Below are 25,571 nucleotides of genomic sequence, written 5' to 3'. Positions count from 1 at the left end.
CAGCGCCGGCCGTGCCGCCCGGACCCGCTCCGCGGGCCGCGGCGGCCATCCGCCACGTACGACGCGAAGGCAGGGGGAACAGACCATGTCCACCGACACGCGAAGCGCCGACGCCCGCCCCCCGGCCGCGAGGGCGCCCCGCCACGAGGACGAACTCACCCGCGGACTGCTCGCGGCCGACGAGTACGCCTTCGCGGACGTCTACCGGCGTTGGGGCACCCTCGTCCACACCATGGCCACCCGCTCGCTCGGCGACGCCCACGAGGCCGAGGACGTCACGCAGCAGGTGTTCCTCGGCGCCTGGCGCGGACGGGACGGTTACCGCGCGGATCGTGGACCACTCGGCGGCTGGCTCGTCGGCATCACCCGCCGCAAGATCGTCGACGCGCTCACGGCCAGGACGAGGCGTCACACCCTGGTCGACGCCGTGGCGCACGAGGCCGATCGGCGGTGGCCCGAGGAGGGCGCGCCGGAGGAGGTCCTGAACCGGGTGCTGCTGGCCGGCGCCCTGTCCCGGCTGCCGCACGGCCAGCGCGAGGTGCTGCGCCTGGCCTTCTACGAGGACCTGACCCAGGCTCAGATCGCCGAACGCACCGGGCTGCCCCTGGGCACCGTGAAGAGCCATACCCGGCGTGGCCTGCACCGGCTGCGTGAGCGCATCGAGCAGGACCGCACCGCCGAGGAGGCCGTACAGGGGTGATGACGCCGGGGGCGCGGCCGGTGCCGCGAAGATGCGCCGTGCCGCGCCCGCCGACCCCCGGGCCCGCGCCGGGAACGCGACCTCCCACGCCGTAGATACCCCCGCCCGCTCTGCGATCCGCCCGCCCCGGGCCTCCCGGCCGAACCACGGCCGGCCACCTGTCGACGGCTTCGGACTTGTCGATTATCGATATGCTCCGCTATCTTGGGCATATCGAAAATCGATAGGGGGAAGTGTATGGACACGCGACTCACGAGGACTCTGTCCTCGGTGACCTTCGCACTGGCGGGACTCTGCGGGCTCGTCTTCTTCGGCAAGGGCGTCAGGCGCATACTCGACGACGGGGCGGTCTGTGCCCGGACCGACTTCTGGCGCAATGTCCCACTGGCGGACCCACTGCCGGTGGGCACGGGAGTGGAGGTGTCCGCCAGTGCCACGCGCCTGTGCCGGGACGATCCCTCGGTGGGGCAGCGCGTCGCCGACATCGGGAGCGAGCTGCCCTGGCTGCTGTTCGGCGCGCTCGCGCTGCTGCTCTTCTCCCGGATGCTCAAGGCGGTGCTGCTTGAGGGGCCGTTCACCGAGGCGACGGCGCAGCGCCTCTCGGTTCTCGGCTGGTTCGTCACCGTCGGCACGCCGCTGGTCGGCCTCCTCGCCGGCTGGTCGCAGTCCTGGCTCGTCGGGAGCATGGCGCCGATCGCGGGTTCGGGGCCGACGCTCTCCGGGCCGCTGGCGCTCGTCCTCGCCGGCCTCGCCGCGGTCGTCATGGGGAAGATCATGCGCGAGGGCGTACGCATGCGAGAGGACCTCGAAGGGACCGTCTGATGTCCGAAGAGGAAGCTCAAGCGATCCGGATCCACCTCGACAGGCTTCTCGTCGAGCGCGGCATGACGCTGACCGAACTGTCCGCGGAGGTCGGTATCACCGTCGTCAACCTGTCCGTCCTGAAGAACGGCCGGGCCAAGGCCATCCGGTTCTCGACCCTGGCGAGGATCTGCGAGGTCCTGCGGTGCCAGCCGGGAGACCTGATCACACACGACCCGGGGGAGCGGGGTCCGTAGCACGCCCTAAAGGAAGGGTGTCCTGGGGTCGACTCCGGACAGGACCCTGCCGTACAGCTCCAGATTGGTGGCGGGGTTGATGAACGAGTGCACGGTGAGGGCGTTGAGGTCCCGTACGATCCGCTGGATCGGTATCTCCCGGTGCAGGGACGAGGCGCCCGAGGCCGACCCGATCAGGTCGGCGGCCTCCTTGCACAACCGCACCAGATAGCCGCACTGCGCCCTGACCCGGGCCCGCTCCTCCGTCGTGTACGGCTCTCCGCCGGCCGTCTTGGATTCGATCAGCTCCACCAGGTCGGCGGTGAGCAGTTCCGCGGAGGAGACCTTCATCGCGGCCTCGGCGAACTGGAGGTGTGTCACCGTGGCCTCGTGCTGGTGCGCATAAAAGGTGTAGGTGATGCCCCGCTGATGGATACGGTCGCCGAACTCCGCCAGAGCCGCCCGTGCCAGGCCGAGGGCGCTCGCGGCCGTCCAGGTACAGAACAGCAGCAGTATCGGCATGTTGTAGAAGGGGTCGGTACTGTTGCGCCGCGACGGGAACGACCCCGCCAGCAACGGGCCCACCGGCAGGACGCGACGGGCGGGCACCAGGACGTTCCGGGCGGCGACGGTGTTGCTGCCGCTCCCGGTCAGCCCGGAGACGTCCCAGTCGTCCAGCACCTCCAGATCGGCCATCGGGACCGCCAGCCACAGCACCTCCGGCGGGCCCTCCCCGGTCTCGTCCAACGCGGTCAGCAGATGCCAGTCGGCGTCCTGGCACCCGGTCGCGAACGGGGAGTTCCCGTTCACGAGGTATCCGCCGTCCACCGGAACGGCCTTGGAGCTCGGGATGAGGGTGCCGCCGATCCGTACGTCAGGACCGGTGAAGATCTCGTCCTGCGCCTCGTCGGGGAACAGGGCCGCGATGAACCCGCCGCTGGACTGGATCATCGCCATGTACCCGGCCGACCCGCACGCGGCCGAGATCTCGCTCAGCGCGTCGACCTGGGTCCGCAGGGACGTCTGATACCCCCCGTAGTGGCGCGGGACGTTCATCCGGACGATCCCGGCACCGGTGAAGGCCTCGACGACCTCACTCGTCACCCGCCGCTGCCGCTCCGCGCGGGCGGCGTGCGAGGCGATCAGCGGCCGGAGCTCACGTACACGCTCGACGAGATCGGTGTCCGAACGAGGTGCTGACGAACCGGCCAAGGGGTGACCTCCGGTCTCGGATCACGGAAAAACCTCACCGTGGCCCCGATCCCGGCGACTGTCAATGCCGCATCTGCGTAACGTAGTTGATCCGGCCGGATGCACAAAGGACGGCTGCGGAGATCTCCGACAGGGCGCTCATTCAGCAGGTGTCGCGGTAGGGCAGGTCGGGAAGATGGGTGCGCCATTCGGCGCGGGTGAGCCCGGACCCTGCGCGCTTGCATACTGCGGCGGCCATCCGGCGGAGGTCGAGGTCGTAGGTTTCCAGCCCCGAGTACAGTCCCGCCGTGTAGAGGGTGCGTCCGTCGGGGCTGAAGGCGAGGGAGAGGATCGGGTCACCGGGGGTGAGGAGGGGGGATCCCATGCGTTGGCTGGATGCTACGTCCCAGAGCTGGACGCTTCCCGACCCGTTCCCCACGGCAAGGGTGGCTCCGTCCGGGGAGAAGGCCAGGGCGGTGACTCCGGCAGCCACCCTCAGCGGAGCCTCGTGGGAGGGACCGGCGACGGCGGTGCCGGTGTCTTTGCCGATTGGCGTACTGGGGCTCGTGTCGTTGTCGGGAGGCATCAGCGTTGCCAGACGGTTTTCCAGCTTTCCGTCCCGCAGGGTGACTCTGCCCGCTCGGTCCCCCACGGCGACGTGCAGGCTGTTGGGGCTGAAGGCCAGGATGTCCGTGTTGGAGAGGTCTCGCTGGGTCACCCGCCCGGTGCCGAGGTCGGCAAAGGAACCGCTGTAGCTCTTGTAGCCCACGAGCCCGGCGCCATCACTCCGTACGGCCAGGCTCCCTCCGATTCCCGGGAGTTTCCCGACCTTGCGGCCGCGACCTCCTGCGCGAATGTCCCAGATCTCCACAAAGTACTCGTCGCGTTCGTCTATCGACAGATACAGGTGATGACCGTCAGGGCTCAGAGCGAAGCCGCCGTATTGCGGGAAGTCTTCTTGATTGGGGGGTGTCGACAGGCTCGCGTGTTCCCGGCGGGCGGTCATGTCCCAGATGGCCAGTCGCCCGGTGCTGGGCGTTCGGTGGGCGAAGTATCGGCCGTCGGCGCTGAATGTGGCCTCGTTTGGACAGGGCGTGACAGTGTTGTTCGTGGGCCTTTTCTGAGTCTGTACGCACGGCTCCCTGGTCGGTGTGCCGACGACCCGGCCGCTGGGTGTGTCCAACAGCCGGAGCAACCCCGTGCCGTCGTCGCTGTGGTTCAACGTGGCGAAGGTACGGCCATCCTCGGTCAACTGTCCGATGACATGGCCCTCCCGCCTCCACCGATCCGACACTGCTGGCCCGAGAAACAGCGATCTCACCGTCGCTTCGCCGTCGTTCATGTACCGGAGGGATCCCTCGGTCGTGTCCACGGCGAACCGGAGCGCGTTGACCAGGGGATACCGGAATGGTGAGACCTCTGGAAACTCCAAATTCCACACGAACAGTTCGTCCTGACCGCTAGCGGTCAGGTAAGCACTGTCCTGGCTGAAGCCCAGCCAGCCGGGTCGCGCGCCCGGCAGTCCGGGCAGCTCCCGGCCCGAGCCGAGGTCCCAGCGACGGATCCCCGCATCGGTCACGATAGCCATGGAGCGGCCGTCCGGCGAGAGGCCGAATTCTCCCAAGGAACAAGCATGATCTTTCCCCAGCCGCCCCGCCCACGGAGTGGCGAGCCGCCTCTTCGTGACGACGTTCCACACCTCAGGCGACCGACCGAGCTTGCAGACCGCGAGCCGACGGCCATCCGCGCTGAGCTCCATGGCTTCGATACTTTCCGGGCGCTCGGGAGTCACCGTGAGCAGTCGCCGACCGCCGCTCATATCCCAGACTTCAACGGCACCGGCCTCCGTCGGCGCGGCCAGCGAGAGCCCGTCCCAACTGAGCACGAGCGGTGTAGATCCACCGCCGGGGAGTCGCTTGATCACCCGGCCGGCTCGTATGTCCCACACCACTAAGCCGCCCTCCTCAGAAGAAACCAGGGTGCGGACATTCGGCGCGAGGGTGAGCACCGTTTCGGCCAGCTTCCCGGGCCCCGGGTAGGTACGGGTGCGGCTCGGGTCGCGCAGGTCCCAGGTCTTGATCCGGTCTGCTCTGACCGACACAGCCGTCCGGCCGTCCGCCGTCAGCTGAATAGAACTGCTGTCGGACTGATCCCCTTCCGGAACGCTGAAATCCCCCTTCTCCCGCTGGGCCATGGCTCCGAGGAGTGCGGAGCGGGTTTCGGTGGTGTCGGCGAGCCGCCAGGCGGCGAGGCTGAGGCGCATGGCGCGCTTGGGGTCCGTGGTGCGCAGTGCCTGGGCGACCGTCGTGATGCGTCGGGCTTCGGCCTCGGCTTGTCGGCGGGTGCTGGTCTTGTTCTGGTGCCAGGCGATGGTGCCTGCGATGAGGGCGAGGACCGTCAGCACGGTGAGGGTGGTGAGGAGGGTGCGACGGCGGCGGGTGTCGCGGGTATGTGCGGTGTGGCTGGCGGTGAGGAATGCTTGTTCGGCTGGGGTGAGTGTGGTGGTTGCCTGGGTGCCGGTGAAGTGTTGTTGGGCGGTGGTGAGGCGGGTGCCTCGGTAGAGGGCGCCGGGGTCCAGGAGCAGGTCGTACCAGGTGTGGGTGGCTTCGGTGAGGTGGCGGTGGGCGCGGAGGCGTTCGCGGTCCTTTTCGATCCAGGTGTTGAGGCGGGGCCAGGCGGTGATGAGGGCTTCGTGGGCGAGGTCGACGGTGTCGTTGTCGAGGGTGAGGAGACGGGCGCGGGCGAGGCGGTCGACCACGAGGGTGATCTGGGTGGTGTCGCCGAGGTCGAGTTCGGAGCGGGTGACCGGGCGGCGGGTGTCGGGGGAGCCGTCGCCTGGGGTGATGAGCCGGAGCAGGATCTGGCGGGCCAGGCGTTGCTGTTCGCCGGTGAGGCTGGTGAAGGCTTCTTCGGCGGTGCGGGTGATCGCGCCGTGGATGCCGCCTGCGGCTTCGTAGGCGGCCGTGGTGAGGGTGCGGCCGCGGCGCCGTCGCCAGGTTTCCCGCAGGACGTGTGACAGCAGGGGGAGTCCGCCGGGCTCGTTCTCCACCTCGGTGATCAGGCGGGCGGTCAGTTCGCGTTCGACGATCAGCCCGGCTGCCTGAGCGGGGCCGACGATGGTCTCGCGCAGCTCCGGCGGGGTCATGGGTCCGACCAGGAGGGCGGCGTGGGTGAGGGCGTCGGCGAGGTCGCGGTGTGTGGCGCAGTGGGTGTAGAAGTCGGCGCGGACGGCGATGATCACGCGCAGGTGGCTGTCGGGGTCGCGTGCGGTGAGGAGGTGGTCGATGAAGGCGGTGCGTTCGGCGGGGTCGGTGCACAGGGTGAAGAGTTCTTCGAACTGGTCGACCAAGAGCAGGGTGTCGCCCTGAACAGCCCCGTTCGCATTCGTCGTTTTGGGGGTGAGTGCGGTGGTGTGGGTGTGCAGGGGGTGTTCGCCGGGGGTGAGGATGCGGATCGCGGTCAGACCGTGGCCGTGTTCGCGGAGGGCGGGGACGAGGCCGGCTCGAAGGAGGGACGATTTGCCGCTGCCGGAGGGGCCGAAGACGGCGGCGAACCGGTGCCCCGACACCAGCTCAAGCGCCTTCGCGATCAGATCGTCCCGCCCGAAGAACCGGTCCCGGTCACCGGGCTCGAAACGGGCCAGACCCTGATACGGCGACTCCGTACCGTCGTCATCCGCCAGAACCTGCTGCGCGATCTCCTCCGACACCTCGCGCCAGCGCCGTTTCCACTCCTCCACGTCACCGCCACACGCCCCGGCGTAGGCCAGGGCCACCTCCAGCGACGGGAGCTGCTCGCCGGCCGCCGCCCGCGAAAGTGTCGTCACCGAGAAGGGGACCCGGCGCGCCATGGCCCGGTAGGTGACACCGCCCGCCTGTCCGCGCAGCTTCCGCAACTCGAGGGCGAAGCGCTGCACCGGCCCCTCGTCCGGATCGATGGGTAACTCCCGACGTCCCACAGGCTGACCCCCTCCGGGTGTGACCGCCCGCCGGATGCTACGAGCCCCCACGGGACGCCCACAAGGCGAGATTCAAGCCGACGCCCGACACCGGATACCCCTGGGGCGACTTTGTTTCCTTAGTCGAACCGCCCTGCGGAACAACACTTCGCAGGCGGATATTCGGTGGCGAACCACAGAACGGCAGGCAACACCAGCCCGGCAGACGCACCGCAAGGCCGCCGGCCCGGGCCCCGCGCAGCTACTGCCGGACACACAAGACGACTGGGAGAACACATGGAATCCGTATTCCGCAACCGTCTCGCCCTGCCCGGCCTCGCCATCGCGGCACTGGCCCTCCCCTTCGGGGCTGTACAGTCCGCGAACGCCGCACAGACCGGGACCACCGGCACCGTCGCGCAGACCGGCCCCAACTGCACGGAGCGTGTGGAGACCGGCGCTGTCACCTGCTACGCCACCTTCCGCGAAGCGATCCGCCACGCCACCGGCGGCGCGGTGACCGACGCCCCCCTCGACGCCCGCACCGCAATGGCCGACCCGACGTTCGCAAAGCGCCTGAACGCCCAGGTCAACGCGGACGGAACACCGGCCCCCGGCATCACCACCGTGCCGATCGCCGTCTACTACGACCGTGAGGATCACAAGAGTCCGCCCGCTCTCATCCACTACGCCTCCCGTGGATGCGACAACGACAACGGCGTGGAGCACGCCATACGCGACCTCGGTGTCACGTTTCGGTCGTGGAACGACCGGATCTCCTCCTTCAGGGGCTTCTCCAAGTGCCAGATCAACCTGTACGAGCACCGCAACTTCAAGGGCAAGCAGACCGGGTACCGCGACTCCATGAAGCGTCTGGGGAACATGAACAACAAGGCGTCTTCCATGAGGCTGCGGTGACCTCCAGCGCCTGATCCCGCGATGAACGAATGCTGCGGCCGGTCTCCCAGACAGGGGGGACCGGCCGCAGCGCGTCGCTCGGGCCGCCCCGCGGAAAATCAGTTGCCCCCGCCGGGGGACTGGTGTTGTCTGGCGGAGTTCCTTCGAGCTGAACGGGGCCGGCCTGCTGTGTCCCGGAAAAGAGACTTTATGTTTCGGTCCGTGCCGAGCGCGCCTCGCCGCATCGGCTAGCCGTCCGTCTTCCTGACGCCGTCGTTCACCGACGGCGGACCGGACGTGATTCTCCGGTGTTCTGAACCAGCCCACACCTTCGATCCCGCGGGTACATCGCGGCGAACGGGGTGGGTGTCTTCGTCGAGCCGCTCGGCCTGCTCTTGCTGTCATCACGGATTTCTCAGCAAGGAGCACCCCGAGTGTCCAGCATCAAAAGGACTCTCCCAGGTCAGTTCGTAGGGACCCGGGGGGAGACGTCATGCGTCCGATGACCCGCGAAGAGGTACGCGGCGCGATCGTGAACCTGGAACCGAGTGAGAACAAGGTACGACTGCCCGTCTGGTTCGACGACGTCCGCTGGGACCGGGTCGACTACCTGGGGTGGCGGGATCTGCGCTCCCCGCAGCGCGCGTACCTCGTCACGGAGGCCGAGGGGCAGGCGCTGGGCGTGCTGCTGCGGCAGGCCCCGAACGACGCGGCACACGGATCGCGCGCGATGATGTGCGACCTGTGCCGGTTCACCCGGCGGTTCAACGAGGTCTCGCTGTTCACCGCCAGACGCCCGTCCCGTGACAAGCGCGAGCGGCTGAACACGATCGGCCTGCTCCTGTGCACCGATCTCGACTGCGCGGTGAAGCTGCACAGCAAACCGATCCGTCAGCCCTTCGACCCTCCGGTCGACGAAATGATCGAGGCGCGCCGGGTGGGGATGCGTTCCCGCACGATCACCTTCATCCGTTCGGTGTCCGAACCGCAGCGGACCGGCAGACGGAGAAGGTGATCACCCGGCGTCCGGTACGGGAGGCCATGCACCGGCCTCCCGTACCGGCCGACCCCGGGTGTCACGGGCTCGGAGTGCCGACCAGCCTCGCGTGATCCTCGTCGGACACCGCTTCGCCGGACGACGGGCGCAACTGGGGGACGCCGTTCTCAATGGGGTAGCGGCGTCGCAGCCGGGGGTTGTACAGGGCGTCGGAGGTCAGCAGCAGCGGACCCTTGTCCAGCGGGCAGACGAGGATGGCCAGCAGCGGGTCATCGGGGTTCATGGGCGGTCAGCTCCTTGGCGGATGTCGTCGGGGGCGGTGGACGGTCGTGCTTCGGCATCGCGAGGAGCACCGAAACGGCCAGCAGGGTGCCCGCGATCCGCAGCGCCAGCCGCGCCGGGTCGCCGGGGAGCGCCTCACCGAACGCGAACGTACCCAGAACGGCCGTGAACACGCTCGTCACCGTCGTGGACACCGGCACGACCAGGGATACCCGGCAGTGCTGGAGGGCCGCCTGCGACATGATCAGCCCGAACGCGCCGGTGAACAACAGGAGGTACGGGTACGGGGAGCCCAGCACATCGAGCAGCGCGGCGACGGGCCGGTCGGGCAGTCCGGCCAGCGGGCCCGACAACCCCTTGATCGCCAACGAGCTCACCCCGTACAGCAGCCCCAGGGCGATCCCGTACTCGACCCCCGTCGTCCGCCTTCGGTGCGGGCGCCGGGCCCGGCGCTCGGCGACGGCGTACAGCCACAGCCCCGCCCCCAGGGACGGCACACAGACCAGCAGGATCAGCGGCACCGGCGCGTCGGTGCCGACGGTGTCGGTGTCCGGGGAGAGGGAGAGGACCACCATCACGAGGGCGACGAGGATCGCCCCGATCGCCAGCCGTTCCCGTCCCGAGGTCCGCTCGCCGAGCAGCCGCGCCGACAGCAGCAGGAGCAGTACGAGTCCGGAGACGAAGATGCCCTGCGCGGCGGCGATCGGCAGCGTCCGGTAGACGATGAGCTGCGCCCCGAATCCGGCGGCCAGCGCCAAGGAGCCGCCGATCCACAGCGGGCTCCGGAGGACCAGCCGCAGCAGCCGTACGGGCTCCCGGACCGAGACGGCGGGCATGCTTCCGAGCGCCCGTTTCTCCAGGACGAATCCCGTGCTGTAGAGCACGTTCGCCAGCAGTGCGGCGGCCACTCCCCACCACACGGATTACGCCCTTCGCGCGTGCAGCAGCAGGATCGAGGCGAGCGAGGGGGCCGCGCACGCCAGCCGGTCCAGGGGGCGCATCGGGCGCGGCACACCGTGGAAGGGGGCGCCCGCGATCCGGACCACGTCGAAGCCGGACGCGGCCACGAACTGCCGCAGCGCGCGGGCCGTGTACAGCCGGAGGTGTCCGACGACCTCGGTGCCGGGGCGGCCGTGAATGGCGCGCAGGCTGACCTCGGAGAAGACGGGCTGGACACCGGCGAGCAGCAGGGACCGGTTGTACCAGGCGGCCAGGTTCGGGGTGGAGAGCATCAGATGGCCGCCGGGGCGCAGTACCCGCCGTAGTTCGTCCAGGGCGCTGTCCGGATCGACCAGATGCTCGATCACCTCACTGAACAGCACGGCGTCGGCCACCCCTGACCTGAACGGCAGCCGGTCGGGAGCGAGTTCGCCGCGTACCACATCGGCCATCCGGGTCCGGGCCCGGCGCAGGGCGTCCTGGGACCAGTCGACGCCGACGACCCGGTGCCCCGCGAGCAGCGGCGCCGCGGTGGCTGCTGCCGTGCCGTCACCGCAGCCGACGTCGAGGACGACGGCGGGCCGCTCGGCGGCGGGGCCGAGCGCGGCGGCGAGTATCCGGGCCTGTCGCAGGCTGCGGGCCCGTCCCGAGGCGACGGGTACGGCGGGATTCTCGTAGAACTCCCGAAGCCCCCGGGGCGCGGTGCCGGTCGCCGGGCCGGGGGGCGATGTGTGCGCGTGTGTGCTCGTGTCCGTCGTCTTCATCCCGGACCTCCATCCGTGGCGTCCAGGTAGTCCTCGAACAGTTCCAGCAGTCTCGCCCCGTCCTTCCGCGCGAGCAGCGCCTTCGACCAGCGCAGCGCGAGATGCAGCCGCCCCGCCGTGGACGCCGTCGTCACACTGAGCCCCCGGGGCATCCGGGCGGGCGCCGAGAACCACAGGGCGTCCGCGCGGCCCGCGTCGCCGAAGTCCAGGGCGTACGGCGTACGTCCGATATTGCTCAGCAGCGCCGTGGACGTCCACGGCGCCGCCGCCCGCCGCAGACCGCGGGTCACGGCGGCCCGCCACGCCACCGGTACCACCGGCGCCGTCAGCAGAGCGGCCCCGTATCCGAGCTGTGGGCGGGGTACGGCCTTGAGCGCGCGGGTACGGTCGGCGGTGCGGCGCAGCAGCTCGTCCATGGCGTCCGGGTCCCGTGCGGCGGCGGCGCGCTCGCCCGAGGCCAGCTCGGCCGGGGTGAAGGGGACTTCGACGAGTCGGGTGCCGTTCCCCAGGGGCATATCGGTGCCGCGCGGCCGGTCGTCCACCGGCATGGTGATCCGTATCGGGCGGGGTGGGGCGCCTTGCTCCTGGTTCCAGCGCGCGATCATGAGTGCGGTGGCGACCATGAGCCGGTCGTTCACGGTGTACGCGGCGCCCGGCGGACGCCGCGGCACGGCCAGGTCGGCCACCAGCATCCCATTGCCCGGGTGGCCGGACGGGGTGCCGCGGGCCACCCGGGCGGACGGTGTCCACAGGGGCGGCCCGGGCGCCGCGGCCCGGCCGCCGGGGGCGGCGCGGACCGGGGTCGCCGCCGGGGCGCCGGCCCGGCCGCCGTACAGCTCGGCGGCCGTCGCGAGGACCCGCAGGGACGAGAGGGCGTCGAGCGGGGTGTGGTTGACGGTGAGGAACAGGGCCGTACCGCCGGGCCGTTCGGGGTCGCCGACGAGTTCAAGGCGGATCGGCGGGGACGCCGACAGCGGGGGAGCCGAGGCCAGACAGCGCTCCCTCGCCCGTTCCAGCGCCTCCGGTTCCGGCGCAGGGACCGTCACCACGTCCACCTCCGGTTCCGGCGCCTCGGTCAACTCCCACCAGTAGCGGCGCCGGTACCAGGGGCCCGGCGCCTGGCGCACCCGGGCGCGCGGGTGGCGGCGCAGGGCCTCGGTGAACGCCCGTCGCAGCCGTGCCGGGTCGGGCCGCCCCGGCAGCCTGACCTCGATATGGATGGACTCGGGCTCCTCCTCCGCGAGGCAGTGCCGGGCGATCTCGTCGACGACGGGGAACGGTACGAGGGCGGGCCGCGCGGCCCGCGCGGGCCCGCCCTCGGCCGTCACTGGACGCCACCTCCGGGAGTGCCGGGAGAGCCGGGAGTGCCGGGAGCACCCGACGCCGTGCCCTTGCCGGGACCGGAGCCAGGTCCGGAGCCAGGTCCTGTGCCGGAGCCGGAGCCAGAGCCGGGGTCGGTCCCCGGTGCCCGTCCGAGTCGTCCGAGCCCGCCGACGGTGACCAGGGCGGCGAACAGGGCGATGAAGGCCAGGAGCTGGGCCGGGTATCCGAACGCGCCCTCCCCGGCCGCGGGGGACTCACCGGCGCCGGTGGCCGCCGCGATCCCCGCCCCCGCCATCGCGGCGAACGCGATCGGCACCAGCAGCGCGTGCCGCCGGAAGGCGATCAGCGCGAGCGCCTGGACCAGCAGCGCGAACCACCCGGCTACCACCACGCCCACCAGGGTCAGCGCCACCAGCCCGAGGACCGTCCCCGGCCCGCTCGGTACCGGTACCGGCGGCGTACCCGCCGTGTGCTCGGGGTTCTCCTCACGCCTGCGGTACAGCGCGAGACCGATCAGCGCGAGCAGCGCGAGACCGCTGACGACCAGACCGATCACATAGACGCGGGACGGTTCGTACGTCAGCTCGATGGTGCCGCCCTCGCCCGCCGGGATCTCGAAGCCCTGCTGCCAGCCGTCGAGCCGGAGCGATGTGAGTTCCTTCCCGTTGAGTGTGGCCTTCCAGCCGTCGTTGAAGTTCTCGTACGTCGTCAGATACGAGACGGCCTCGCCCGCCCCGACCGACACCTCGCGGCGGTCGCTCTCCCAGTCGCCGACGGTGAGGGCCCGGTCGTTCGCCTCCGACGCGGCCGGGGTGCCCCGGGTGAGGGTCACACCGGTGATCGCGAAGGGACCCCCGTCCCCGGCGTCGACCTCGTGCTTGCCCGCGTCCAGGGACAGCTCCGCATTCACCTGGCCGTCCTGGCAGAGCGTCACCTCGACGGGACGCCGCTCGACCAGGTCCCCGACGGTGCCCTTCACACCGGTCGCGTACGAGGTCCCGTCGATGGTGAGCGACGGACCCTTGCCGCAGGCCAGGGAGAACGGGGTGTCGGCGGCCGGCTGCTTGGTGCGGAGGTGTTCCAGGGCCGGGACATGCAGCTCGGAGAGGCCCACGGGGAGCTGGAGATCGTCGTCGGCGACCGGGTTGTGCAGGGTCAGCGGCGCGGTCCGGGTGATCGTGATGTCGAGCTGGTTGGTCTTGATCGCCGGGAAACGGGCCCAGCCGTTGGTGTCGACGTCGGCGATCGCCGCTCCGTCGGGGGAGCTGATCTCGATCTTCGTGGGCCGGGCCGAGAGCCCACCCGCTGCGCCCAGGACCAGGGAGTCCACGGACGTCTTCTCGCCGGACCACTTCAGATGGACCACCGGCTTGCTCCCGGCGACCCACGCGGTCGTCAGATCACCGTCCGTCAGATTCCGGGCCGAAAGACCCGTGCCGAGCCGGGCGGTGGAGTCGGCAGTCGCGACGATCCGCTGCCGGCTCGCCCCGGGCGCCACCTCGTACAGCAGCTCGTCCAGCTCCTCGCCGGGTGCTGGTACGGCGCTGATCCGGACCTCGCGCGGGCCGGCCGTGCCGGTGGTGAAGGAGCGGTGCAGCCCCGACTCGGTACCGGCCGGGGAGAGCCCGCCCGGGTCGGACGCCCGGTGCAGCGACACCGTCTCGGCCGCCGCGTCGGATTCCGCGCCGTCCGCGGGCAGCTTCAGCATCCGTGTCACGGTGACATCGGGAACACCGATCTCGGCGAACCCGGCACCGGTCAGCCCCGGCCGCCCGGCCTCCGCCGCCACGATGGTGAGCTTCAGCCAGCTCGTCTCCCCCTCACGTACCGCGATGGACTGGGGTTTGCCGTTGGTCGCCAGCGGACTGGTCGCGGAGCCCTGCTCGGTCTCCACCTTCACCCGTGTCGGCGCGGACCGCACACTGTCCTGGGGGAGCGGGGTGACCATCAGCGACGACGGCAGCCGCTTCTTCCCGTCGAACGCGATCCGCAGCCATTCGCCCTTCGCGCTGCCTGACGTGCCCACGGCCCACGCCGTGTCCGGGTTCCCGTCGAAGGCGTTCACCGGGTCGTACTGCGGCAGATAGAACAGCCAGTTGCCGCTGGAGGACGCCGTCACCTCACGCGCCCCGCGCAGCTCCGCGACCGTCTGCCGGTCGACGCCCTTCGTCGGCAGGATCTGGTGCGGCTTGTCTCCGGGGTTCTGCGTACTGCCGGAGTGATTGCGCTCGTCCTCGGTGTACGTATACGAGGTGTTGGTGTTCACCAGGCCGAACCTGGTGTCGGCGCGGCGCAGTCCGTCACCGGTGAGCTGGAGCGCCGGCTTGTCGACGCCGGGGTGCTCGTCCCCGGTCAGTACGGTGGGCCGGTCGCGCAGCGACGGGTCGGCGGAGAGCGGCAGCAGCGACTCCGGTCCGCCGGACACCACGGCGGTGTCGGCGGCGTTGTGGATGCCGGCCCGGCCGGGCTCCCGGGAGCCCCCGGCGGGCGCGAAGATCTCCACCGCCCGCTGCCGCGGATACAGCCCCTCGGCCTGGAGGGGGGTGTCGTCCGCGATCCGTCCGCCGGTCATGACCGGGCCGAGGCCCGTGACCCGCTCGTAGCCGGACTGTTCCAGGGCCCGCTTCACGGTCGGCGTCGGCACATAGCCGAGCTGGTCCGGGTCCAGATCATTGCGGACCACCACATAGTGCAGTCCCGCCCGGCCCAGGAAGTCCCGCAGCCCCGGTATCTCGGCGCCGGTGAGCAGGGCCTGCTCCACGGCGTCCATGGCGCGCCGGTTCCCGGGCGTACCGAACGGCACATAGTCGCGCTGCGCCCAGGGGGAGTCGGCGAGTACGTCGAGGGGCTGGTCGACGGGGGAGCCCCAGGTGTAGATGCCGTGCGCGGTCGCCGGGACCACCAGGGCCCGGCTGTCAGGCGAGTTCTTCTTCAGCCAGTCGGCCGTGGCCTCCCAGTACGTCGGCAGCTTCTGGAACGCGCCCGGTTGCAGGATCGACCCGTTGACATACGGCAGGGCGAGCCCGGGCAGGACCAGCACCGCCGCGATCAGCGGAGCGTACCGCCGCCCCCAGCGCACCCCGTGCCCCGGCCGCGCCCCGCGCTCCCGCTCCGCGACGGCGATCAGATGCGCGAGCCCGAGGACCAGGGCGAGCGCGAGACCCGGCTGGAACTTGTAGATGTTCCGGAACGGCGCCAGCGTCCCGTCGAGCAGATCCTGTACGGACCCCGCGAACGGCGCGCCGAACTTCCCCGCGTATCCGGAGAGGGTGAGCAGCGCGACCGTCAGCACGGTCAGCACCAGCCAGCGGCGCTCCGGCAGATCCCGCCGGGCGAGCCCGGCGAGACCCAGGGCCGCGGCCAGCGCCGAACAGACCACCACGAGACCCGACGACGCGACACTCCACCCGGCGGGCAGCCAGGCGTCACCGAGGTGCAGATACGCCACCCAGTTGCCGGCGCCGCGCAGGGTCTCCGTCGCCGCCATCGTGTCCGTGGTGACCTGCGACGTCTCGATGTACGGCAGGAAGTTCTCCCCGTACGTCCCGAGGAGCAGCAGCGGGATCACCCACCACAGCGTCGCCAGGACGACCCCGGGCGCCCACCACAGGATGAGCCGCAGCTTCCGCGGGCCGTTCGGCCGGGACAGCAGATACAGCCCCACCGGCAGCAGCGACGCGAGGGTCGACGCCGCGTTGACCCCGCCCATGAACGGGATCAGCAGTACGGAGCGGAGCGCCGCGACCCGCGCGCTGTACCGGTCGTCGGTGAGCGGCAGCAGCACCCACGGCAGCAGCGCGCCGGGCAGCGCGGCGGCCGACGTGGAGCCGACGACGATGGTGAACGTGGGCCACAGCGCGTACACCACGGCACCGAGCAGCCGGGTCGAACGGGTGCCGACGCCCAGGCGTTCGGCCAGCCGCAGCGCGCCCCAGAAGGCGGTGGCCACCACCAGCGACAGCCACAGCCGCTCCGCCAGCCACACCGGCAACTGCACCAGATCGGCCAGGCCGTAGAACGGGAGCATCGGGAACGCGTACCCGATGAACTGGTCGGCGAGCCCGCCGAAACCGCCGCGGTCGTGCCACAGCTGCCCGAGGTCGGCGATGAACCGCCACGGGTCGGCGGCGACACCGAGCTTGGTCTCGAACGTCATGCGCCCCGGCGACACCGCCAGGAAGAGCACGAACACCACGGCCCAGAAACCCAGAAGCCACCGCCGCGACCGGGGCCCTTCGGGAGGATCCTGGGTCGCACCGGTGGTCCGGACGGCCGCCGGAGGGGGAGCCTGGGCCGCTGGGGCCGTACTGGTCATGGACACCGCCGAAGAATGAGGAGGAGATTCCAGGTAGCGAACTCACGCAGGCCCGGCACCCGGGTCACCGCCCCGGCCAGGAACGGCCAGTAGCGGGAGCGGGCTGAGACCACCGTGACGTCGGTCCTGGCCCGTACCTGGCGCAGGGTGGGACCGATATGCACGGCGAAGAGGTTCTCGCCGAGGGTGTGCTTGGCGGGACGACCGGTGCGCCGCTCGTAGCGGGCCCGGGCCCTCGCGGCGCCCAGATAGTGCCAGGGCGCCCATTCATGGCCGCCCCAGGGGGACAGCCAGTTGGTGAACGAGACGTAGATCAGCCCGCCGGGGCGGGTGACGCGGACCATCTCACTCAGGAAAGTCTGCGGATCGTCGACGTGTTCGAGGACGTTGGAGGAGACGCACACATCGGCCGAACCGTCCGCGAGCGGCAGCAGATAGCCGTCCGCGACGACCGCCCCCTCGGGCGGCGTCGGCCCCAGCTCCCGTACATCCGGCTCGAACAGGAAACTGTGCGCGCCGCGCCGGCGGAACTCCGCGGTGAAGTACCCGCTCCCGCCGCCGATGTCGACGACGGTCCGGCCGCTGACCGGCCCGCCGTACGCCTCGACCTGGTCGGCGGTGTCCCGCGCCAGCAGTGTGTAGCACGTCTCGGGGTCGTCCTGTTCCCGCATAAAGGCCCGGAACAGGGCGAACGAGCGCCGGAAAGAGGGGTCCCTCCATGCCGCGCTCCGGGCGGCCGGCCGCGGGGGCCCGGGGGTACCCGCGTCGGCGCGGACTCTTGGACCAGGGGCTTGCATCGTTCCTCACTTCCACCGGGGGAGCGCGGCGGTCCGCGGCGCGATCCGCGCCGGACCGCGGCTCCGCCGGGGTTCGGTCACCCGGACACGGTCCCGGGCGGCGGCCTCCACGGCGACATCACGGAACGCCCGGACCGTGTTGGTCCAGGTGTATCCGGCCGCCAGCTCGCGCGCGGCCCGCCCCATCACCTTCCGGCGCTCCGGGTCGAGCGCCAGTGAGCACCAGGCGGCGGCGAACGCGCTCTCCCCCCGGGCCAGTACCCCGCTCACCCCGTCGTCGACCGAGTCCCGCAGCCCCGGCACATCGAAACCGACCGTCGGGGTCGACCGGATCGCGGCCTCCGTGACCACCAGGCCCCACCCCTCAACGGCCGACGGATGCAGCAGCAGCCAGGCCGAACTGAGCAGCCGGTGCTTCTCCGCCTCCGTGACATGGCCCGCGAACTCGACTCCGGCACCCGCGACGCGCTCCAGCCGCTCCCGCTCAGGACCGTCCCCGACGATGACCAGCCGGCCGCCGGTCACCGGCCTGACCCGCTCCCACAGCCGCAGCAGCAGATCGATCCGCTTGTACTCCACGAGCCGGCCCAGGGCCACGAACAACGGCTCCGGCGAGCGCGGAAGCACGGGCCCCGGCTCCTCGACACCGTTGTGTACGACGCGTATCCGGTCCTCGTCGACGCCGATCCCGCGCAGCGCCCCGGCCGTGGACGGGGAGACCGCGACCATCAGGTTCCGTCCCTGGGCCTCCTTGAGGGCCCAGTGCTCCAGCCGGCGCCCCAGCCGACCCGCGGGCGCGAGGGCACGGCCGCCGAAGCGCATGTCCCACAGCTCGGTATGGACATGGTTGACCAGACAGAGCGTCGGACCGCGATGCCACAGCGGCGCCAGATACGGCATGCCGTTGCACACCTCGACCAGCAGATCGCAAGCGCCGACCCGCTGGGCCAGGGTTTTACGGGCCCGCACGAAGTGGCCGAGGTCGCCGCCGGCCGACACCACACGGTAGTCGCGGTGCGCGGCCGGGCCACCGCAGACCAGGGTGACCTCGTGGCCGAGCCGGCTGAGTCCTTCGGCCAGCCGGTCGACCAGGATCTCGGACCCGCCGGCGGCGGAATTGCCGAGGTCGCGGCGGGAGAGGAACACGATGCGGCGCGGCTCGGGGGGCAGCGCCGCGGGAGGCTGAGCGGGCCGGGTACCGGCCGTGCGCAGCGGAGCGGGGACGTGCTGGGGCATCGGTGCTCCGACTCGTCTCAGGGTGCGGAACCGTGCGGCGGTCGTGGTGCGAGGGTCGCCTTCTGCACGGGAGGGCGGACGGATGAAGGCCGGGGTCGGGGACGTACGGGCGAAAGGGCGTGATGCGGGGTGGTGCGGGCGGGTACCAGGGACGTATACGGCGGTACGGGGTTCGAGCGGGCGGGACGTGACGGGCCGGGACCGCGCCGGGGGCAGCTGTCGCTGCGCGCGGTCCCGGGGTGAGCCGCCCCGGGAGGGTGCCGGGGCCGCTCGGTTGTGGTGCCGTCTCGCACGGATGATGTGTTCGGGTGGGTGGGATGGACAGTTTTCGCCCAGCGGTTCGCCGCGGCTACTCACCGAGGTGACAAATTGCGTACCTGTTACCGGGCGTACCTCATCACCTGGTGGAGGATTCCGGTCCCAGGACCGGAAGCGGGACCGTCTCGGGGTCCTCGGGGCGTCCCCGGAACACCAGGACCGAGCCCGCCACGGCCAGCAGCAGCCCCAGCGCGCCTGCCCCCGCGGGCGCCGTCACGCCCACCAACTGGAGCTTGCGGCCATCCGCCTTCGCCAGGTCGACCTGCTTCTTCTGGGTCTCTTCGGTGAACGCGATGCGATCGCTCTGGAGCAGCACCACTTCGCCCTCGGCGGAGGTGGCGCCGGGCGCCCGCAGGGTCTTCCTCGGCCCGATGGCCGCGTACAGGATCCGCCCGGTCTTCTGGTCCGCGACCAGCTCGATGCCGGTGTTGGCGTACCACTCCTCGGCGATGACCTGGCCGCGCTCGCCCTGGCCGACGAGGATCCCCGGCACCTGCCGCGTCCCGGTCTTCACCGGGGCGACCTCGCCGGTGAACACATAGCCCTCATGGCCCTGGATCTTCTTCGTCTCCTTGAACCCGAGCTCCACGGTGGCGCCCAGAGTGCTGTCCCACCAGCGGTACGAGCGCTTCTCCAGATCGAACGGGAACTTCAGAAAAGCCTCGCCCTCGATTCGCGGGGTCTCCCCGCAGCAGTGCACGGGAGTGTTGGTCTTACGGTCGGTCACCCAGCGTTCCACGGTCCACTGGAACGCGTCATGGGGATCGGACGCCGGCAGGGACTCGTCCGTGTCGACGCTCGTCGCCACGTCCCAGACGGCCCGGCCGCTCTTCTCGCTCTCGGCCACGTCGCCGCGGACCTGCCGGGTGATGGTGAGGTTCGCGCCCTCGACGGTCTTGACCTTCTTGGCATCGAAATAACTGCCCTGACCTTTGAAGATCGTGGTCGCGTCGGTGTCGATCGGGGTGCGCTGGGCGCGCGGCTCGACATACCAGGCGAGCATCGCGGCCAGCACCAGCAAGAAGGTGCCTATGCCCAGCAGAACGAGCGATAGGGGTGAGGTGGTACGTCGCATCCGGGCACTCCAGGGAGGGTTCGGGGCAGCTCGACACGGTGTCGGAAAATGGCGGTCACAAGGTGACGGAGCGTAAGCGCGCGGAGAGGGAAATGCAGGCGCGGTACGGGCCGGGAACCGTAGGCGCACCCTTGACTAGGTGTCAATGCATTGTTGACACTGGCCCCAGCCGGTCGGGGCCGGCACGCGCCACCACGGGAAGGCAGGACCAGGGACCCGTGAGCAACGGCGTGCATGGCGCGGATCGTGTGGATCACCCGGGGTGGGGACGACCTTTCGACCGGAGAGGCTGGACCCCCAGCATGCCCAGAATGCTCGCCGCCGCACTCACCGCCGTGGCCGCCGCGGCCCTCGCCGTGGGCGCCGCCCTCGGTGTCGTCGCCCTGCTCGACGCGACCCCGGACCAGCCCAATACCCCCCTCGTCACCTACGAGACGGCACCCCGGGAGCGCTGAACCTTGCCCTCGTCCATCCCAGCCATCGGCCCCCCGGGCGCCACCGCGGCTCCCGCCGGAGGCGGCGGGGACCGCGCCGTGCCGTCGGCCGGAGCCCGTTCGGCCTGGGACGAAGTACCGCGCAGCAAGGTACGTCAGTTCGCGGCCCTCGCCATGGCCGAGGCGCCCACACTGGCCGAGGAGATCCTGCGGGAGATCCGCCGTGAGTACCCGCACGTCCCGGTCATCCTCGGCGACTCCGGAGAACCCAAGTCGCTCATCGGCATCCGGCGCGCCATCGAGATCTTCGTACTGCACCTGGAGACCGGCGAGGACCGGCCCCGCGTCCATCCCGAGGTCTTCCAGGACTTCGGCCGCGGCGAGGGGATCGGCGGCCGCAGCCTCGACTCCCTCCAGGCCATCTACCGCCTCGGCGTCCGCCTCACCTGGCGGCGCCTGGCGGAGATCGGCCAGCGCGTCGACATCCCCCCACCGGCCATGTACGAACTCGTCGACGCGGGCTACGAGTACCTCGACGGCCTCGTCGACCAGTCGGTACGAGGCTATGCCGAAGCCGCCGCCCGGCAGGCCGGGGAACGCCTCAGGCTCCAGCGCGAGCTGATGGAACTCCTGCTCACCGAGCACCGCACCCGCCCCGCCGCCGGACCGCACGAGATCACCGCCGCCCTCGCGGAACGCGCAGCCAGAATCGGCTGGCCGCTGCCCGCCAAGGTCGCCGCCGGGGTGCTGCTGCGCCCCGCCCGCCAGGCCGTCGCCCCCGCCGTCGGCGAAGGCGTCCTGCTGGACATGGAGGCCGAACGGCCCCGTGTGGTCGTACCCGATCTGGACGCGGCCGGCCGGCCCGAACTGCTGCGGCGCGCCATGACCGGCTGGGCCGGCGCGATCGGGCCGCCGGTGCCCCTGATCGACGCCGCGAAGTCCCTGCGCTGGGCCGAGGCCGCCGTACGCCTCATGGAACGCGGACTGCTCCCGGCGGGCGAGGTGCTGCACTGCACCGAGCACACCGAGGCCCTGGTGCTCCTCCAGCCCGAGGAGCTGATCGACGACCTGGCCCGCCGCGCCCTCGCACCCCTCGCCCACTGCGCCCCGACCCATGCCCGCCGCCTCGCCGAGACCCTGCTCGCCTGGCTGGAGACCCGGGGCGGCGCGCCCGAGGTCGCGGGGCGACTCGGAGTCCATCCCCAGACCGTCCGCTACCGGCTCCGCCAGATCCGGGAGCTGTGGGGGGACGTGATCGACGACCCCGACCATCGCTTCGAGCTCGAACTGGTCCTCCGCGCCCAGCGGCTGCGCGGGGAGCTGGGCCTCTTCACACCCTGACCGGCTCAGCGGCGGCGATCCGGTACGGCCCCCTCCCCTTCACCCGTGCGGGCGAAGGGGGCGCGATCCTGACCAGGAGTTCGTCCTCGGCCGGCCCCGCCGTCAGCCGTATGTCCTCGACGGCGGACCGGCCCTCGTACGACCGCAGCACGGCCGCGCGGAAGTTCAGGACCATGTCTCCTCCGGGCGGTGTACGACGAAGGGGCTGAGGTTGCCGTACAGCCCCCACGGCCCGCCCGCGATACCGACTCCGCTCTCCTTGACGCCCGCGAAGGGCTGGGCGAGCGACAGTTCCGCGTGGTGGTTGATCCACGCCGTGCCGCACTCCAGCCGGCCGGCGACCGCGGTGGCCCGCTCGACATCGGTGCCCCACACCGAGCCGCCGAGCCCGAAGCCGGTGCCGTTGGCGGCCTCGACGGCCTCGTCGAGACTCCGGTACGGCAGCACGGGCAGCACCGGGCCGAACTGCTCCTCCGTCACCACGGGGCTGTCGGGCGGGACGTCGGACAGGACGGTCGGGGCGAAGAAGTAGCCCGGCCGGTCCAGCCGGTGCCCCCCGGCCGCGGCCCGCGCGCCGTCCGCGACGGCCCGCGCCGTCCACCGCTCGACCCGCTCCAGCTGGGGGATGTTGTTGACGGGGCCCATCCGGGTGCCGGGGTCGAGACCGGATCCCACGACGACGGTCCGCGCCCGCTCCGCGAGGGCCTCGACGACCCGGGAGTGCAGCCGGGCCGGGGCGTAGACGCGTTTGACGGCCATACAGATCTGCCCGCAGTTGCGGAACGCCGCCCAGAAGAGCCGGTCCGCGATCCGCTCCACATCCACGTCCTCCAGCAGGACGGCGGCGTCGTTCCCGCCCAGCTCCAGGGTGACCCGGGCCGGCGACGCCGCCGCGCCCCGGGCCACGGACCGCCCGGTGGCGACGGAACCGGTGAAGGTCACATGGCGGATCCCCGGATGCGACGCGAGACGGGCGCCCAGCGGCTCCCGGCCGGTGACGATCGTCAGGACGTCGGCGGGGAGGGCGGAGGCGACGACCGAGACCAGGAGCCGGGTGGCCAGGGGCGTGAACGGCGACGGTTTGAGCACCATCGTGTTGCCCGCCGCGAGCGCGGGCGCGAACTTCGCCGACGCGAGCTGGAGGGGAGAGTTCCACGGCACGATCGCGGCGACGGGCCCGAGCGGTCGCCAGCGGATCTCGCTCCGTACCGGTCTGCCGTCGGTGATCGGCAGGGTCCCCGGGTCCAGCTCGGCGAAGTAGCGCAGCCGGGCCGCCGTCCGGGAGATCTCCGTGTACGACTCGGCCAGCGGCTTGCCCTGCTCCCGGGTGAGCAGCGGGGCCAGTTCGGCCCCGGCCGCCTCCACGGCGTCCGCCGCGGCGAGCAGCGCCGTGGTGCGGACGGCCCGGTTGGCGCGCCAGCCGAGCCAGGCCGCGTGGGCCCGGTCGACGACGGCGTCCAGTTCGTCCGGCCGCTGGTCGGGAGCCTCGTCGAACTGCTCACCCGTCGCCGGGTCGAGAACGGCGAGACGCGCGCCGCGGGTATCCGGTCTGCGGCGGGGCCGACTCGTCGGCATACCGGCGGTCAGCCCGCGGTGGTGGCGGCCGTGAACTCCCGGGCCTTCGCGCCCTCACGGGCCTCGTCGACGCCGTTCGGGGAGATGAGAAGCAGCAACGTGGACTCCTGACGCCTGTTCTTCGTAGGGTCCGCTCATCATCACGGTGGCGCGGAGGCCGTCGGTAGGGCGCGCGAGGGCCGCTTGGATCACTGCACGCGCCTTATGCGCGCCGCGCACGCCGGGGCGCGTGTAGGTCCACGCGCCGACACGGCGCCGCTCGTGCGAGCGACGCCGTGTTCTGTGCCGCGCCGGGTGGGGCCGGTTCCGACACCGCCTACTGCGGGGCGATGTCGAAGATCCCGCACTGCACCGACGGCGAGAGCACCAACAGGGCCTCGTTGCAGGCCGCGACGAAGTCGGTGTGCTGCCCGGTGGTGATGATGATGTCACCGAACTCGTTGGCCGCGGCGGCGGTGGTCGCGGTGCCGGCGACGGACGCGACGGAGGCGGTGACGAGGGCGAGGGCGGCGAGGGCGGTACGGATGCGCATGGCGGTGTCCTTCGGCGGAGTTCGGCCCTCATGGTGTGGGGCGTCGAACCGAGCGATCCCCACGGGGCGGCGCGGGGACACCGGTTCGCCGTTTTCCCACCCGTTCGGCGCCGCCGCCCCTCCGGGCCCCGAGCGCCTTGGCTGTCCGTGGCCGGCGCGGGACCGGACGCCGGACGCGTCCGGTCCCGACCTGCGGGGGAACCGCGGATCGACCAGTGCACCGGCCACGGAAGGGGGGGCGTCAGCCCAGGGATGTCAGCGCGCCCCGGTGGAAGACGACGGCGGAGCCGGCGGCGGCCGCGGCGGATCCCAGCGCCGTGACCCGGGCCAGGGCGAAATCGTGGTCGCCCAGTCTGCGGATGTCCTCGACCCGGCAGTCCAGCCAGGCCGCGGCGCCGGGGAGCAGGGGATTGCCCGATGGCGACGTGTCGAAGGAGAGCCCGGCGAACTTGTCCGTACCGCTGGACGCGAAACGCGCGCACAGTTCCTGCTGGCCGCCCGCGAGGACATTGACCGCGAACGTGGGGGACGTGCGCATCTCCCGCCAGCTCGTGGACTCCTCGTCGATGAAGACACCGATCAGGGGTGGTCGCAGGGATACCGAGACGAACGAACCCACGGTCAGCCCGGCGGGTCCTCGGCCGGTCGCCGCCGTGACGACGGTGACGGCGGTCGGTACCTCGCGCAGGACCCCGCGCAGTACGGCGGGGGCGACCCGCGCATCGGCTGGCGCGGACGGAGTCGGGCCCATCGCTGACCTCCCGGTCGAATCGTCCTCGGTCCGACCCTGCCAGCCCGGCCTCGCGCGCCGGTCACCCCGGGATCGCGCCCGGCAAGGACGCGCCCGGTGAGCGGGTGAGCGGCGCGCGACGGGCCGGTCGCCGGTTACGCGGCGGGGAAGAGCGTCCGCACGAAGTACTGCGTGTCGAAGTACTCGCGCATGCTCGCGATACGGCCCTCGTGGACGGTGTAGACCGAGACGATGTCGGCCTCGTACGGCACACCTCCGCGGGACGCGGACCGGGCGACGCAGTCGAGGACCACGGTGTCGCCCTCGGACAGGAGCCGGAGGGTCTCGACGGTGTAGGGGACCTCGGGGGAGAACAGCTCCGTCAGCGGCAGCATGAACTTGTTGAAAATTTCGTCGAGTCCCACCCAGGTGCCGGCGAGCGGGTGATCGCCCGGAATGCGGAACTCGGCGTCCTCGTGGAGAGCCGCTGCGATGGCCTGCGGGTCCTTTTCGCCGATGGCCTTGAGATAGGCGAGGACGACGCTCTTCGCGTCCGGATGCGTCATGTCTGCTCCTGTGGTCGAGGCGAGAGATGCACGGTCGGCGGGTGGAAAGCGCTGTCGGCGGAATCCCGCATTTCTGTTCCGCTTGTCCGCCGGGCCGGGAGTGCTCGCCGTCGGCGTGCCGGAGTCCGGTACCTGCCCGGGAAGATCGTCTCCGGGGGCGCCGACGGCGGTCGGCCCTTCCTCCCCGGACGTTACACGGGTAGGCCAACCATCAAATCCGGGCAAGGAGCAGGGAAAAGTAGGGGGAGGCGGTTCAATTACCGCCCGGGGACAAGGGGAGGTCGTGGAATGGGCGTGCTGTCCTGAGCAGCGCCGATGGACCTCGGCAGCCCTGTTCGCAGGGCTCGAAACGTTCCGGAACCGCTGGATCGGCACTGATACTTACACTTGTTTCAGGACATCACGAAGGTTAATGTACCTTCTACGAGCCAGGCGCGGATTGACCGCCGATGGGGCTGGCACACGTCACACACGGGGTTCCGCCGCTGATCTGACAGCGGCGGAGTGACACACATGGGGGACATCGCGCATGCAGCAGAACTGTGCACTGGTCACTGTGACGTACCGCGCGCCACGGCCCGCGGG

At 71.2% G+C, this 25,571-nt stretch carries 22 protein-coding genes; 7 read left to right on the top strand and 15 right to left on the bottom strand.

Annotation, left to right across the window (positions count from 1 at the left end; all coding sequences use genetic code 11):
- Positions 1–85: 85 nt before the first annotated feature.
- The 3 genes from ACFXG1_RS14620 (at position 86) to ACFXG1_RS14610 (ending at position 1,758) form a co-directional block, all read left to right on the top strand.
- Positions 86–700, top strand: a complete 615-nt coding sequence (locus ACFXG1_RS14620) for an RNA polymerase sigma factor (RefSeq protein ID WP_384742617.1) — start codon at positions 86–88, stop codon at positions 698–700.
- A 270-nt stretch (positions 701–970) separates the two neighbouring features.
- Positions 971–1,522, top strand: coding sequence for a DUF2975 domain-containing protein (locus tag ACFXG1_RS14615; protein ID WP_384716372.1), 552 nt, complete (start codon positions 971–973; stop codon positions 1,520–1,522).
- Positions 1,522–1,758: a helix-turn-helix domain-containing protein gene (locus tag ACFXG1_RS14610; protein ID WP_384716369.1), complete on the top strand. Its 237-nt coding sequence runs from the start codon at positions 1,522–1,524 to the stop codon at positions 1,756–1,758. The genes ACFXG1_RS14615 and ACFXG1_RS14610 overlap by 1 nt, the downstream gene beginning before the upstream one ends.
- A 6-nt stretch (positions 1,759–1,764) precedes the next feature.
- Here ACFXG1_RS14610 and ACFXG1_RS14605 read toward each other — a convergent pair whose 3' ends face one another.
- Both ACFXG1_RS14605 and ACFXG1_RS14600 read right to left on the bottom strand, forming a co-directional pair.
- Positions 1,765–2,949, bottom strand: a complete 1,185-nt coding sequence (locus ACFXG1_RS14605; RefSeq protein WP_384716366.1) for an acyl-CoA dehydrogenase family protein — start codon at positions 2,947–2,949, stop codon at positions 1,765–1,767.
- Between the two features lie 142 nt (positions 2,950–3,091).
- Positions 3,092–6,886 (bottom strand): helix-turn-helix domain-containing protein, encoded by a 3,795-nt coding sequence (locus ACFXG1_RS14600; RefSeq protein WP_384742612.1) that lies wholly within the window; start codon positions 6,884–6,886, stop codon positions 3,092–3,094.
- 276 nt (positions 6,887–7,162) lie between these two features.
- Here ACFXG1_RS14600 and ACFXG1_RS14595 point away from each other — a divergent pair, with 276 nt between their 5' ends.
- Positions 7,163–7,783: a hypothetical protein gene (locus ACFXG1_RS14595; protein WP_384716360.1), complete on the top strand. Its 621-nt coding sequence runs from the start codon at positions 7,163–7,165 to the stop codon at positions 7,781–7,783.
- A 472-nt stretch (positions 7,784–8,255) separates the two neighbouring features.
- On the top strand, positions 8,256–8,777 hold the full coding sequence (locus tag ACFXG1_RS14590; protein ID WP_384742609.1) for an FBP domain-containing protein: 522 nt from the start codon (positions 8,256–8,258) through the stop codon (positions 8,775–8,777).
- A gap of 61 nt (positions 8,778–8,838) precedes the next feature.
- Here the strand turns inward: ACFXG1_RS14590 and ACFXG1_RS14585 are convergent, their stop codons facing one another.
- From ACFXG1_RS14585 to ACFXG1_RS14550, 8 genes are all read right to left on the bottom strand, one after another.
- On the bottom strand, positions 8,839–9,042 hold the full coding sequence (locus ACFXG1_RS14585) for a Trm112 family protein (RefSeq protein ID WP_384722477.1): 204 nt from the start codon (positions 9,040–9,042) through the stop codon (positions 8,839–8,841).
- A complete protein-coding gene (locus ACFXG1_RS14580) occupies positions 9,029–9,961 on the bottom strand; it encodes a hypothetical protein (RefSeq protein ID WP_384722474.1) in 933 nt (310 codons plus the stop codon). The genes ACFXG1_RS14585 and ACFXG1_RS14580 overlap by 14 nt, the downstream gene beginning before the upstream one ends.
- A 3-nt stretch (positions 9,962–9,964) precedes the next feature.
- Positions 9,965–10,744 (bottom strand): methyltransferase domain-containing protein, encoded by a 780-nt coding sequence (locus tag ACFXG1_RS14575; RefSeq protein WP_384722471.1) that lies wholly within the window; start codon positions 10,742–10,744, stop codon positions 9,965–9,967.
- Positions 10,741–12,072: a condensation protein gene (locus ACFXG1_RS14570; RefSeq protein ID WP_384742604.1), complete on the bottom strand. Its 1,332-nt coding sequence runs from the start codon at positions 12,070–12,072 to the stop codon at positions 10,741–10,743. Before ACFXG1_RS14570 ends, ACFXG1_RS14575 begins: the two co-directional genes overlap by 4 nt.
- Positions 12,069–16,382: an alpha-(1->3)-arabinofuranosyltransferase family protein gene (locus tag ACFXG1_RS14565; protein ID WP_384712777.1), complete on the bottom strand. Its 4,314-nt coding sequence runs from the start codon at positions 16,380–16,382 to the stop codon at positions 12,069–12,071. The genes ACFXG1_RS14570 and ACFXG1_RS14565 overlap by 4 nt, the downstream gene beginning before the upstream one ends.
- Positions 16,379–17,179: a class I SAM-dependent methyltransferase gene (locus ACFXG1_RS14560; protein WP_384712780.1), complete on the bottom strand. Its 801-nt coding sequence runs from the start codon at positions 17,177–17,179 to the stop codon at positions 16,379–16,381. The genes ACFXG1_RS14565 and ACFXG1_RS14560 overlap by 4 nt, the downstream gene beginning before the upstream one ends.
- 6 nt (positions 17,180–17,185) lie before the next feature.
- Positions 17,186–18,415, bottom strand: coding sequence for a glycosyltransferase family 4 protein (locus tag ACFXG1_RS14555; protein ID WP_384742600.1), 1,230 nt, complete (start codon positions 18,413–18,415; stop codon positions 17,186–17,188).
- A 397-nt stretch (positions 18,416–18,812) separates the two neighbouring features.
- Positions 18,813–19,808 (bottom strand): DUF3068 domain-containing protein, encoded by a 996-nt coding sequence (locus ACFXG1_RS14550; protein WP_384712786.1) that lies wholly within the window; start codon positions 19,806–19,808, stop codon positions 18,813–18,815.
- A gap of 311 nt (positions 19,809–20,119) precedes the next feature.
- On the opposite strand from ACFXG1_RS14550, the gene ACFXG1_RS14545 reads away from it, so the two are divergent.
- Positions 20,120–20,263 (top strand): hypothetical protein, encoded by a 144-nt coding sequence (locus ACFXG1_RS14545; RefSeq protein WP_384712798.1) that lies wholly within the window; start codon positions 20,120–20,122, stop codon positions 20,261–20,263.
- Positions 20,264–20,341: 78 nt separating this feature from the next.
- A complete protein-coding gene (locus tag ACFXG1_RS14540; RefSeq protein ID WP_384712789.1) occupies positions 20,342–21,583 on the top strand; it encodes a PucR family transcriptional regulator in 1,242 nt (413 codons plus the stop codon).
- On the opposite strand, the gene ACFXG1_RS14535 is transcribed toward ACFXG1_RS14540, so the two are convergent.
- From ACFXG1_RS14535 to ACFXG1_RS14515, 5 genes are all read right to left on the bottom strand, one after another.
- Entirely contained in the window at positions 21,573–21,758 is a 186-nt protein-coding gene (locus ACFXG1_RS14535; protein ID WP_384712792.1) for a hypothetical protein, read from the bottom strand. The two genes, ACFXG1_RS14540 and ACFXG1_RS14535, sit on opposite strands and share 11 nt — an antisense overlap.
- Complete coding sequence (locus ACFXG1_RS14530) at positions 21,749–23,158, bottom strand: aldehyde dehydrogenase family protein (RefSeq protein WP_384742595.1); 1,410 nt, start codon at positions 23,156–23,158, stop codon at positions 21,749–21,751. Before ACFXG1_RS14530 ends, ACFXG1_RS14535 begins: the two co-directional genes overlap by 10 nt.
- A gap of 316 nt (positions 23,159–23,474) precedes the next feature.
- On the bottom strand, positions 23,475–23,690 hold the full coding sequence (locus ACFXG1_RS14525) for a hypothetical protein (RefSeq protein WP_384742593.1): 216 nt from the start codon (positions 23,688–23,690) through the stop codon (positions 23,475–23,477).
- Positions 23,691–23,931: 241 nt separating this feature from the next.
- Positions 23,932–24,441, bottom strand: a complete 510-nt coding sequence (locus tag ACFXG1_RS14520) for a flavin reductase family protein (protein WP_384719873.1) — start codon at positions 24,439–24,441, stop codon at positions 23,932–23,934.
- A 134-nt stretch (positions 24,442–24,575) separates the two neighbouring features.
- A complete protein-coding gene (locus ACFXG1_RS14515) occupies positions 24,576–24,986 on the bottom strand; it encodes a nuclear transport factor 2 family protein (RefSeq protein WP_384719871.1) in 411 nt (136 codons plus the stop codon).
- Between the last annotated feature and the right edge of the window lie 585 nt (positions 24,987–25,571).

Source organism: Streptomyces sp. NPDC059248 (assembly GCF_042753905.1).
Lineage (GTDB): Bacteria > Actinomycetota > Actinomycetes > Streptomycetales > Streptomycetaceae > Streptomyces.
Note: the sequence above shows the minus strand (reverse complement) of the source record. Positions and strands in the feature narration are given on the sequence as shown.

Excerpts from the sequence above, each read along its gene's own strand:
- ACFXG1_RS14620 (WP_384742617.1), top strand. The coding sequence starts at position 86 with ATGTCCACCGACACGCGAAGCGCCGACGCCCGCCCCCCGGCCGCGAGG.
- ACFXG1_RS14610 (WP_384716369.1), top strand. The coding sequence starts at position 1,522 with ATGTCCGAAGAGGAAGCTCAAGCGATCCGGATCCACCTCGACAGGCTT.
- ACFXG1_RS14595 (WP_384716360.1), top strand. The coding sequence starts at position 7,163 with ATGGAATCCGTATTCCGCAACCGTCTCGCCCTGCCCGGCCTCGCCATC.
- ACFXG1_RS14590 (WP_384742609.1), top strand. The coding sequence starts at position 8,256 with ATGCGTCCGATGACCCGCGAAGAGGTACGCGGCGCGATCGTGAACCTG.
- ACFXG1_RS14585 (WP_384722477.1), bottom strand. The coding sequence starts at position 9,042 with ATGAACCCCGATGACCCGCTGCTGGCCATCCTCGTCTGCCCGCTGGAC.
- ACFXG1_RS14575 (WP_384722471.1), bottom strand. The coding sequence starts at position 10,744 with ATGAAGACGACGGACACGAGCACACACGCGCACACATCGCCCCCCGGC.
- ACFXG1_RS14565 (WP_384712777.1), bottom strand. The coding sequence starts at position 16,382 with ATGACCAGTACGGCCCCAGCGGCCCAGGCTCCCCCTCCGGCGGCCGTC.
- ACFXG1_RS14560 (WP_384712780.1), bottom strand. The coding sequence starts at position 17,179 with ATGCAAGCCCCTGGTCCAAGAGTCCGCGCCGACGCGGGTACCCCCGGG.
- ACFXG1_RS14555 (WP_384742600.1), bottom strand. The coding sequence starts at position 18,415 with ATGCCCCAGCACGTCCCCGCTCCGCTGCGCACGGCCGGTACCCGGCCC.
- ACFXG1_RS14550 (WP_384712786.1), bottom strand. The coding sequence starts at position 19,808 with ATGCGACGTACCACCTCACCCCTATCGCTCGTTCTGCTGGGCATAGGC.
- ACFXG1_RS14545 (WP_384712798.1), top strand. The coding sequence starts at position 20,120 with ATGCTCGCCGCCGCACTCACCGCCGTGGCCGCCGCGGCCCTCGCCGTG.
- ACFXG1_RS14535 (WP_384712792.1), bottom strand. The coding sequence starts at position 21,758 with ATGGTCCTGAACTTCCGCGCGGCCGTGCTGCGGTCGTACGAGGGCCGG.
- ACFXG1_RS14530 (WP_384742595.1), bottom strand. The coding sequence starts at position 23,158 with ATGCCGACGAGTCGGCCCCGCCGCAGACCGGATACCCGCGGCGCGCGT.
- ACFXG1_RS14525 (WP_384742593.1), bottom strand. The coding sequence starts at position 23,690 with ATGCGCATCCGTACCGCCCTCGCCGCCCTCGCCCTCGTCACCGCCTCC.
- ACFXG1_RS14520 (WP_384719873.1), bottom strand. The coding sequence starts at position 24,441 with ATGGGCCCGACTCCGTCCGCGCCAGCCGATGCGCGGGTCGCCCCCGCC.
- ACFXG1_RS14515 (WP_384719871.1), bottom strand. The coding sequence starts at position 24,986 with ATGACGCATCCGGACGCGAAGAGCGTCGTCCTCGCCTATCTCAAGGCC.